The sequence below is a fragment of the Anaeromicrobium sp. genome (genome assembly GCF_025210435.1).
Classification (GTDB): domain Bacteria; phylum Bacillota; class Clostridia; order Peptostreptococcales; family Thermotaleaceae; genus Anaeromicrobium.
Window position 1 is genome coordinate 1 of record NZ_JAOART010000077.1, and the last position, 11,712, is coordinate 11,712.

The 11,712-nt window shown below is 29.3% G+C and carries 8 protein-coding genes and 1 other annotated feature; all 8 genes read left to right on the top strand.

From position 1 onward, the window contains the following. The first annotated feature begins 286 nt into the window (after nucleotides 1–286). Nucleotides 287–502, top strand: a binding site (T-box leader). 75 nt (nucleotides 503–577) lie between these two features. Continuing rightward, on the top strand, nucleotides 578–2,017 hold the full coding sequence (gene proS / locus N4A57_RS09325) for a proline--tRNA ligase (protein ID WP_293657730.1): 1,440 nt from the start codon (nucleotides 578–580) through the stop codon (nucleotides 2,015–2,017). 161 nt (nucleotides 2,018–2,178) lie between these two features. Then, a complete protein-coding gene (locus N4A57_RS09330; protein WP_293657731.1) occupies nucleotides 2,179–3,450 on the top strand; it encodes an ABC transporter substrate-binding protein in 1,272 nt (423 codons plus the stop codon). Nucleotides 3,451–3,510: 60 nt separating this feature from the next. Beyond that, nucleotides 3,511–4,401 carry a carbohydrate ABC transporter permease gene (locus N4A57_RS09335; protein WP_330671495.1) on the top strand — a complete coding sequence of 297 codons (891 nt, stop codon included), beginning with the start codon at nucleotides 3,511–3,513 and terminating at the stop codon, nucleotides 4,399–4,401. Beyond that, entirely contained in the window at nucleotides 4,391–5,269 is an 879-nt protein-coding gene (locus tag N4A57_RS09340) for a carbohydrate ABC transporter permease (RefSeq protein WP_293657732.1), read from the top strand. The genes N4A57_RS09335 and N4A57_RS09340 overlap by 11 nt, the downstream gene beginning before the upstream one ends. A gap of 62 nt (nucleotides 5,270–5,331) precedes the next feature. Next, nucleotides 5,332–5,928, top strand: a complete 597-nt coding sequence (locus tag N4A57_RS09345; RefSeq protein WP_293657733.1) for a YesL family protein — start codon at nucleotides 5,332–5,334, stop codon at nucleotides 5,926–5,928. Between the two features lie 108 nt (nucleotides 5,929–6,036). Beyond that, on the top strand, nucleotides 6,037–7,797 hold the full coding sequence (locus N4A57_RS09350; protein WP_293657734.1) for a sensor histidine kinase: 1,761 nt from the start codon (nucleotides 6,037–6,039) through the stop codon (nucleotides 7,795–7,797). After that, nucleotides 7,790–9,427 (top strand): response regulator, encoded by a 1,638-nt coding sequence (locus N4A57_RS09355; RefSeq protein ID WP_293657735.1) that lies wholly within the window; start codon nucleotides 7,790–7,792, stop codon nucleotides 9,425–9,427. The genes N4A57_RS09350 and N4A57_RS09355 overlap by 8 nt, the downstream gene beginning before the upstream one ends. 89 nt (nucleotides 9,428–9,516) lie before the next feature. Then, on the top strand, nucleotides 9,517–11,559 hold the full coding sequence (locus N4A57_RS09360) for a beta-galactosidase (protein WP_293657736.1): 2,043 nt from the start codon (nucleotides 9,517–9,519) through the stop codon (nucleotides 11,557–11,559). Nucleotides 11,560–11,712 lie beyond the last annotated feature (153 nt).

Here is an 11,712-nt window from a genome sequence, read left to right on the forward strand (position 1 = left end):
GGGCCTATTTCAGGAAACTATTGAAAATCTTTTCCACCCAAGTCCTTGTCACAAGCGAAAGTGTGAATCTTCGTATATAGGTTCATGTGTCATGTTGGAGTAGCATAGGATGTTGTGACGTTCCAGGGTTCCAAAGATTTTCAATGGTTTCCCTTATAGGCAAGTTATTGTATAAAGAAAGCCTAGTGTTGATAAATCTATATATAAAACAAAAAGTGTTATAAATATTGACAAATTGGGGAAATTAAAATAATATTAATAGTATCATGAATTAAAAAGAATAAAAAATTTGTCTATGATGAGGAATAGTAGAAATTAGATCTTTTTGTAGAGAGGAAACGATAGGTGGGAAGTTTCTAAAAGAAGGTTTTGAACCAGCCTCGGAGATCTGTGCCTTCATAAGGGCCCAGCGGAGAAAACCGTTATATCATTAAAGTGGGTTTGGGCTATTTTTAGGCAAATCAAACAGGGTGGTACCGCCAGTTGAATCTTGGTCCCTTTTTGGGATGCAGGTTTTTTTTAGTTTAAGAAGAAATTATAAATTACATATATAAATGAAAGGAAGGAAGGAATATTCATGTCAAAGGATAAAAAGTTTGTAGAAGCCATTACTGATATGGACGTAGATTTTCCAAGATGGTATACGGATGTAGTAAAGAAGGCAGAGTTAGTAGATTATTCGAGTGTAAGAGGATGTATGGTTATAAGACCCTATGGTTATGCAATATGGGAAAATATTCAAAGTAACCTGGATAAAATGTTTAAAGAAACAGGTCACGAAAATGTATATATGCCCATGTTTATTCCAGAGAGTTTATTACAAAAGGAAGCAGATCACATAGAAGGATTTGCACCAGAAGTAGCTTGGGTAACTCATGGAGGAAGTGAAGAACTAGGAGAAAGATTATGTGTTAGACCAACATCTGAAACTTTATTTGCTGAGCATTATTCAAAGATTGTAAACTCATATAAGGATCTACCAAAGCTATATAATCAATGGTGTTCTGTTGTAAGATGGGAAAAGACTACTAGACCTTTCTTAAGAACATTAGAGTTTTTATGGCAAGAAGGTCATACTGCCCATAGAACTGCAGAGGATGCTCAGGAAGAGACTTTAAGAATGCTTGATATTTATGGTAGATTATGTGAAGAGTACTTGGCTATTCCTGTTATAAAGGGAAGAAAAACTGAAAAAGAAAAGTTTGCAGGTGCTGAAGCTACATATACTATTGAGAGTTTAATGCATGATGGAAAGGCACTTCAATGTGGTACTTCCCATTACTTTGGAGATGGCTTTGCAAAGGCTTTTGATATTCAATTTACTGATAGTGACGGAAAAATGAAGCATGTACACCAAACTTCTTGGGGAGTTACTACAAGGTTAATTGGAGCTATCATAATGGTTCATGGTGACAATAGTGGACTTATGTTACCTCCTAAGATTGCACCTAAGCAGTTAGTAATCATTCCAGTTGCACAACACAAAGAGGGTGTACTTGAAAAGGCTAATGAATTAAAAAATAGATTATCTAAGGAATTTAGAGTACAATTAGATGATAGTGATAAGAAACCTGGTTGGAAGTATAGTGAATACGAAATGAAGGGTGTTCCACTAAGAGTTGAAATTGGACCTAAAGATATAGAAAAGAATCAAGCAGTATTAGTTAGAAGGGACACTAGAGAAAAGGTATTCGTATCTTTAGATGAATTAGAAACTAAGATTACAGAAATACTAGATTCCATTCAAAAGGATATGTTAGAGGCAGCTAGAACTAGACAAACAGAAAAAACTAGTGTGGTTACTGACTATGACACTTTTAAGGAAACTGTAGCCAACAAGCCAGGATTTATTAAGGCCATGTGGTGTGAAGATAGAGCTTGTGAAGAAAAGATAAAAGAAGAAACGGGAGCAACTTCTAGATGTATGCCATTCCATGATAAGGAGCCAATTGCAGATACTTGTATATGCTGTGGAAAGCCAGCTAAGAAGCTAGTTTATTGGGGAAGAGCATATTAATTTAAAATATAAAAACTCACTTATGACTTTACATAAGTGAGTTTTTATATTTTAAATTAATAAAAATCAAATAATCTCATAATATATCATTTATTAATATTGGAATGATTTGTAAAATTAAAGTAAGTAGAATAAGAAGCTATGATAGAGGGGGAAAAAATATGAAAAAGATATGTTTATTAATATGTTTTATTATGTTAATGGGTATAGGTCTAACAGGATGTGGAACTTCGGAAAACGTTTCTAAGGAAGGTCCAGAAGAAGTAACACTTACATTTTTAATGCATGATCAATTCCAGTATGAATATTTTACAGAGACAAACAACATATCGGAAGCCTATAAAAAAGTTAATCCTAATGTAACTATTGAGGTAGAAAAGGTAAAAGATACTGGAGAATTAGAAAATGCTTTAAAAATCAGAAACTCAGCTAATGAACTACCAGATATAATGCTACTTAAGACATATATGTTAAGTAATTTTGCAGATATTTTAGAACCATTAAATGATACACAGGTAGCTAAAAATAATGAATATGCAGAGCAATACAGTATTGGAGGAAATATTGTAGGTATACCTGAATCAGCCTTCTATGAATTTGTATATTATAGAAAGAGTGTGTTTGAAAAATATGGATTAGAAATACCTGAAACATGGGATGAATTTATGAAAACAGCCCAGTTAATAAAGGAAAAAGGAGAATATATTCCTATTGTATTAGGTGCTAAGGATTCTTGGCCAGATTATCCTTATAACGAATTTATGCCATGCTTACAAGGGGGAAATGGGGCTTATTGGAATGAGATGGCAACAAAAGATGAACCATTTACAAAGGGAGAACCATTCTACGAAGCCTATAGAAAAATCCAAGATTTATATGATGCAAAGGTATTTGGACAAGATCCTTTAGGAATTGGATGGGATCAAGCAAAATCCATGTTTGTAGCAGGAAAAGGTGCCATGATAGGAGCAGGTCAATGGTTTATAACTGATTATAAAAATATGGATGGAGATATGGATGATTTAGGACTATTTTTATTACCTGTTAGAGATACAAAAGAAGATACATTCTATGCAACTGTTATGGCTGATGGATTTTATGGAACAGCAAAAGAGGGAGAAAATAAAGAAGAAGCCATTAAATTTATTAACTGGTATATGTCAAGTGATTATTATTTAGAGTATATGAAGGAAAAGGGAATAAATGCAACTATTAAGGGTTCAGAGCCAACAAATCCTTATTTAAAAGAAGCCTTTGAAAATACAGATGCCAAATTTATAGTATATGATGGAGGAAATAAAGAGTTTAAGAGAATAGGGGATTCATTTGGATTTGATGTTAAAAAATTAGGTCAAGAAATGCTTGCAGGAAAAGATTTTGAAGAAATGATGAGTAATTTAAATAAAAGATGGAAGGAAGCAAAGAATGAATAATACAAATAAGCTATTGGCCTAGGTCAATAGCTTATTTTAAAACTAGAGAGATGGGGGAAGATGATGAATACCATTGAGAGGCAAGAAAAAATATTATTAATTACATTTTTATTTATACCATCAATATTACTATTATTATTTGTAGTTTATCCTATAATGAAACTACTGCACATAAGTTTTACTAACTGGAATGGAATTGATGCCACGATGAAATATGTTGGATTTAATAATTATAAAAGGGTTATTTTTGATTCACCTGAATTATGGTTGAGTTTGAAAAATAATGGATTATACTTTTTTATCCATCTATTAGCAATACCAGTTGAAATATTTATAGCATTTTTATTAGATAGAAAGTTAAGGGGGGCTAAGTTTTTTAAGACAATGGTATTTATGCCCTATATTATAAATGGAGTAGCTGTATCATATATGTTTTCAATGCTTTATAGTTCTGAAGGTGGTGCATTAAACTATATATTAAATTCATTTAATATGGAACCTGTTAATTGGCTTAGTAATTCTGCCATAGTAAATTTTTCTCTTGTGGCAGTATCTATCTGGAGATTTAGTGGTATGCATATCATATTATTTCTAGCAGGAATACAGTCCATATCCCATGATATGATTGAAGCAGCTATTGTAGATGGGGCAAATGTTGTTCAGCAATTTTTCAAAATTATACTACCAAATATTAAAACCGTTGTTACTATTGTACTGTTTTTAAATGTAAGTGGAGCATTACAGGTATTTGATATACCCTTTATAATGACTCAAGGAGGACCGGGAAGCACATCTAGTACATTTACCCTTTTCACAATAGAGACTGCATTTAAGTATAGTAACTTTGGAAAGGCATGTGCCATGGCAGTCATATTAATGATTCTTATTATATTAATAAGTGGAATACAAAACAAACTATTAGGAGAAAAGGAGCAGAACTATGGAAGATAGTAAAGTGTTAAATATAGAAAAGGATAAAAAATCTGTACATAAGCCAAAAATTAATTTTCTTAATACACTCCAATATGTTTTTTTCATAATCATTACTGCAATAGTAATCATACCCCTATTAATAACACTTTTTGCAGCTTTTAAAACACCTATTGAAGTAGGATCTCATTCTCCATTAAAACTACCTAATAGTCTATATTTAAAAAACTTTATTACTGTATTTAAAAAGGGACATATTTTATTAGGATTTAAAAATACAATGACTTTAGTTCTAGTTACTGTAGTTATTAACTCCATATTAGCCACAATGGTTTCCTATTGTTTAACAAGATTTGACTTTAGATTTAAAAAGATATTATTGGGAGTATTTTTACTTGGGATGATTGTTCCCGGTATTGTTACAGAAATAGCCAGGTTTGGAATTATTAAAAATTTAGGACTATACAATACTATATATGCACCAATGGTCATATATGCTGGGACAGATTTGATGCAAATATATATTTATATGCAATATATGAATCAAATTCCAAAATCCTTAGATGAAAGTGCTATGATAGATGGATGTTCATATTTCGGGATATACTGGAAAATAATTTTCCCCGTAGTTATTCCCGCAACGGCAACCCTTGCCATATTAAAAATAGTTACAGTAATGAATGACATGTATATTCCATATTTATATATGCCATCTAGTAAACTAAGAACATTAACAACTACTCTGATGGCTTTTAATGGTACAAGAACGGGCTCAATAGTAGAATTAAGTGCAGCAGTAATAGTTGTTATGATTCCCACAATACTACTATTCTTATTATTCCAAAAGTATGTATTTAAAGGTATTGTTGCAGGAGCAGTAAAAGAATAAAGTAAAATGCCATTTAAGATGATTATTTTAAATGGCATTTTAATAATATGAGGGGGATATGAATGAAAAATATATTTTCTTTAGATGGAGGTTTATATAGTTTTTTTACAGCCATGTATAATATTTTACTTATTAGCTTTTTTTGGTTTCTATTTAGTATTCCAATCATAACAATAGGATCATCCACAAGTGCAGCTTATTTTATTTGTGGAAAATGGGTTAGAAATGAATCTTATAATATAATTAAAGATTATCTAAGAGAATTTAAAAACAGTTTTAAAAAGGCCACCTTTATATGGACTCTCTTAGGATTATTTATAGTTATTATTTTATTAAATATAAATAATAACTATTTATTTGGAAACTATAAAAATTTAATTATAATTTTACAGTCCATAGTGTTAATTAATTTAATAATTATTATAAATTGTATATTCATGTTAGTGGGAAGATTTGAAATGGAAGTATGGGATTATATAAAGAGTGCATATTTTATAGGAATTCGTTACTGGTATTTAACTCTTTTATCCATTGTATTTCTCATACTTCTTATGTTCATATCCTATTTATTTGTTTTACCTATCTTTATTGTTCCAAGCTTATGTATATTAATTACTTCTCTTTTATTTAAGAAATCACTTGAAAAATATGAATCATAGTTTACTAAGATGTATTGGACAAATTTTACAGTAAATATTAGAATATATCTAAAACAGACATGATACATGGGAAAATCTTAATAATGTGTATTAGGGAGGCAGAATATTTTGATAAAAAAAAGAAGTATGTCTACAAAATTTATTAAAGCATTTATTTTAATAATAATAATACCCGTATTTATAATAAACTTTACCCTTAATAATTTATATAAAAAAATCTTACTTGAACAATATACACAGGGAATTAAAGAGTTTAGTCAAGAATCTGCTATGGATATCCATGAAGAAATAAAAAAAATTTCCCTAGGAGCTGCTTTTGTTTCACATGATGAGGAGATTATTAAATTATTGAAGAAATGGAGACACGAAGAGGAAGAGGTTAATAAGTTTAATCTATCAAAAGAAATTGATTCTAAACTTAATAATATTTTTAATTTTACAGATAGTGTTGATTCTATTATTTTTTTCTTTAGGGAAAAGGATTTTTATTATCATAAGGCGCCACTTTTAGTGAATGAAGAAAATATCAGAAATGAAAAATGGTATGAGGAGGCCTTAAAGAATAGGGATAAAGTTATAAATTTAGATATATTTAATATAAATGGACAAAAAAGAAATTCAAATTATATTTCAGTTTGTATTAGCCCAGATCCTGTAAGGAAAGACAATGAATTAGAAATGATTTATTTTAAATATAAAACTACAATTTTTAAACCAATTTATTCTAAATACAAATATAGAAAAGAAGGAGAAGTTATAATAGCTGACGAAGATGGAAATAAAATTATTTCTTCCCAAGGAAATATTGGAGCAAAAGTAAATATAAAAGAGATTTTAAAAAGTAAAGAAGAATTTTTTACTGAAACAACAGAAGAAAATAAGTTCTACATTATTAAAGATAAGATAAAAAATACAGATTGGTACATTATTAATATAATTGACTATGAAGTTTTGACTAGGGATGTTAGAAAATTATTTGGATTATTTATTGCTACTTTTTTCCTTATCATAGTATTTTATATGATATTTTCCCTCATATTCTTTAAAGAAATTGTAAGACCTATTAAAAATCTTATTCATACAATGAAAAATATAGATAATTTTAACTACAGTATAGGCATAGAAGAAAATGGAGTTATGGAAATTGAAGAACTAAAAGAGTCATATAATAAAATGTTGAGAAGAATTGATAGACTCATAAGGGAAAGGGACGAGAAAGAAAAGGAAAGAAGTAAAGAAGAAATAAAGGCTCTTCAAGCACAAATAAATCCACATTTTCTATATAATACTTTAAATTCAATAAGGTTAATGTCCATGATTACTAAAGTTGACAGTATAAAAAATATGACAGATGCCTTTATGAAATTGCTATTAGGAACCTTTAGAAGTACCAATAAATATGTAACTTTGCACGAAGAGTTAGAAAACTTGAAAAATTATATTTATATAATGAAAGTTAGGTATGGAGATAATATTGAAGTTAAATATAATATGGAAGAATCCCTAAAAGATTTGTATCTTATAAAATTAATTTTACAGCCTATTGTGGAAAATTCCATATTACATGGTTTAAATGATATGAATAGAAAGGGAATAATATGTATAAAAGCATATTCTGAAGATAAAAACTTAATTATTGAAGTTATAGATAATGGCAAGGGAATAGATGAAAATCAATTAAAAAAATTATTCACTAAAGAAAATAAAGATGGCTTTAATAAAATAGGAGTCATAAATGTGGATAAAAGGGTAAAGTTAAACTTTGGGGAAAAATATGGATTAACAATAAAAAGTAAAAAAAATCACTACACAATAGTAAAATATAAACTTCCTATAATTTTAGAGTCTGAGGGGGAAAAGTATGAATAGGGTATTGTTAGTGGAGGATGAACCTTTAGTAAAACTAGCTTTAAAATCTTTAATAGAGTGGGAAAAGTATGGATTTGAAGTGAAATTAGAAGCAGCAAATGGAAAGAAGGCTATGGAAATTTTAAAGGAAAATAGGGACATAGATATAGTATTGACAGATATTAATATGCCCCTTATGAATGGATTGGAATTAATAAGAGAAATAAAAAACAATAGATTAAATTGTGAAATAATTGTATTGAGTGCATACGATGATTTTCAGTTAGTAAGAAAAGCCTTTAAATTAGGAGTAACAGATTATGTACTAAAGACAGAAATGGAGCCTGAAAAAATTTTAAACTTATTTCAAGAAGTATTAAAAAGAAGGAATAACTTGAAGGTTCATAAAGAAAAAGAAGTAGATGATACTAGGAAAAAAGATTTTATGAAAAAATTACTTAATGGAAAAATAACAGAAAATATGGAAAATGAAATAAATAAATATAACTTAAAAATAACTGCAACCAATTTATCCGTATGTTATTTATTAATAGATGATTTTAAACACATAGAAAGAAGATATAATTTTCATAATATAAAAACCTTTGTTAATACAGTGGTAAATTCCATAGAACAAGTATTATTAGAGTATAGGATAGGAGAGATCCTTTGTATAAAGCCTAAGGAATATGCCCTCATATTATCTAATGATGATTATAGTCTTATGAATGTTTTAAATAGAATTAATGAGGTTATACAAAAGATTAGATATATTTTATCTAATTATTTAAATATTAATATTACAGTTGGATTAAGTCATGTATTAAATGGATATGGAAATATACCAAAACTATATAACATTGCACAAGGTAACGCTAGATTAAGATATCTAATTGGAAAGGGTAAAAATATAAGCACAAGTGAAAGAGATTTACTTTTATCAATAAAAAATATTGATAAAGATATGAAATCATCTAAGTTTAAAAAATTACTTCAAATAAAGATGGAAGAAAAGAAGTTGATAGACGCACTTCATTTAATTGATAAAAAATTAGTAGTTGAAGAATTAAATAATATATTAGAACTTATAGATAACTTTAATGAAGAAAAAATAGAAGACATTCATATTTACTATATAGAATTATTTTTAATGATAGTTGAAAAAACCATAGGGGAGAAGGTTGAAGATTATAAAAATAATTATGAGCATATGGATTTTTTACAAACTATCATATCCTTTGAAACAAAAGAAGAGGTGGATAGATGGATTATAAACCAAACCAATCTTTTATTAGAGGAAAGGTTAAATAAATATGTAACATCAGAAGTAGATATTATTAGGAAGGTTAGAAAATATATTAGAAGGAATTATAAGAATAAAATCAAATTAGAAATGATTAGCCAATATGTAGGTCTTAGTGAAGGATATTTTAGTAAAATATTTACTAAAAATACGGGAGAAAATTTTTCAACATACTTAACAAAATATAGGATAGATAAGGCTAAAGAACTCCTAAAGACTACAGATAAGAAGATATATGAAATATGTGATGAAATAGGATATGAAAATGTGGAACACTTTAGTAGAACCTTTAAAAAAATTATAGGATGTAGCCCTAAAAAATATCAATCCCAAAACTTTGTATCATAATTTATCAAAAAAAAATAATTTACATCATTTCACTTACAAAACGAAAAAAGTATTATAAAAGTGAAAAGCCTAAAGGGAGTGAAATGGACATGATTAGTAAAAAAATTAAGGGATTTTTTTATGGTGCAGACTATAATCCAGATCAATGGAATAAAGAAATCTGGAAAGAAGATATAAGACAAATGAAAGTTCATGGAGTGAATGTAGTTACATTACCCGTATTTTCATGGGCAAAGATTCAAAAAAGTGAAGACGAATTTGATTTTTCATGGCTAGATGAAATTATAGATTTATTATATGAAAACGGAATATATGTAAATTTGGCCACTCCAACGGCAGCACAACCTGCCTGGATGTCAAAAAAATATCCAGACATTACAAAAACTGATATGTATGGGCGAAAATATAAGCATGGAGGAAGAACAAACTTTTGTCCTAATAGTCCAAACTATAGGAGACTATCAAAAAAAATTGCAAAAGAAATGGCAGAAAATTATAAGGATCATCCTGCTATTGTATTATGGCACATAAATAATGAATACGGAGAATATTGTTATTGTGAAAACTGTAGAAAAAACTTTATCAAGTGGTTAAAGGAAAAGTATGATACACTAGAAAACTTAAACAAATGCTGGTATACAAGCTTTTGGGGTCACACCATATATGATTGGGATGAAATAGAAGTACCTTCTGCATTGACGGAGATACTACCGGGAAGATTGGGAGGAAGAGATGGAACTAATTTTCAATCCATGGCAATTGATTATCGTAGGTTCATGTCAAATAGCATATTAGAATGTTTTTTAGGAGAGGCAGAAGAAATAAGAAAGATAACTCCTCATATTCCTATAACAACGAATATATGGGGAATATGTGATAAACTAGATTTATTTAAGTGGGGAGAAGAATGTGATGTGGCATCTTGGGATAATTATCCATCAAGTAAAGACCATCCTAGCCTAATATCATTTAGACATGATGTGGTGAGGGCATTGAAAGGTGGAAAACCTTTTCTTCTCATGGAACAAACTCCAAGTCAACAAAATTGGCAGCCCTATAATGAACAAAAAAGACCAGGAGTTATGAGACTTTTAAGCTATCAGTGTATAAGTCATGGTTCAGATGGTATCATGTTTTTTCAATGGAGGCAATCAGCTGGAGCGTGTGAAAAATATCATACGGCATTAGTACCCCATGTGGGACATGAAAATACTAGAATTGGTAGAGAACTAACTCAGCTAGGTGAAGAATTAAAGGGATTAGAAGATAAAATAATTGATTCAAAAATAGAATCAAAAATAGGAATAATTATGGATTGGTCTAACTGGTGGGCAGTTGAGTATTCAAGTGGACCTAGTATAGATATGACATATATAGATAGGATAATGAAATATTATAAACCCCTATATGATCTAAATATACCCGTAGACATAGTTAATCCTAATATGGACTTATCAAAGTATGATATGGTTATAGCTCCACTTTTATATATGGTAGAGGATAAAGCTATAAATAATATTAAGAGCTTTGTTGAAGATGGGGGTACTTTTATAACTACGTTTTTTAGTGGCATTGTGGATGAAAATGATCATGTAAGATTAGGAGCATATCCAGGGGCATTTAGGGACTTACTAGGTATATGGGTAGAAGAAGTAGATGCATTATATCCTGAGATGAAAAACGGCATTGTAGTTGAGAAAGAACTAAATATGGGTAAAGATGTGTATGATTGTAATTTGATTTGTGAAGTTGTACATAGTCAAGGGGCAAAGGTATTAGGGAGATTTGCCCATGATTATTATAAGGGGTATGGAGCAATAACGGAAAATTCTTATGGTAAAGGAAAGGCTATTTACGTGGCAACTGAGCCAGAGGAAGGTTTTATAAGGGAGTTAATGAAAAAATATTGTGATGAAAATAAGATTAAACCCATATTAAAAACAAGCGAAGAAATAGAGGTAACAAAACGAATAAAGGATAATAAGGAATACATTTTCATATTAAATCACAGTAAGAAACCACAACAGATAGATTTAGAAGTCAAGAAGTATAAGGAATTACTTAAAAATCAAGTGTTAAAGGGCATAATTAATATAGAGCCAAAGGATGTGTTCATTTTGGAAGAATACTAGAAGATAAAGAACTATAGATTTATTGGTTGTAAATTTGTTTTATACAGTAACTTGCCTATAAGGGAAAATATATTGAAAATCTTTGGAACCCTGGAACGTCACAACATCCTATGCTACTCCAACATGACACATGAACCTATATACGAAGATTCA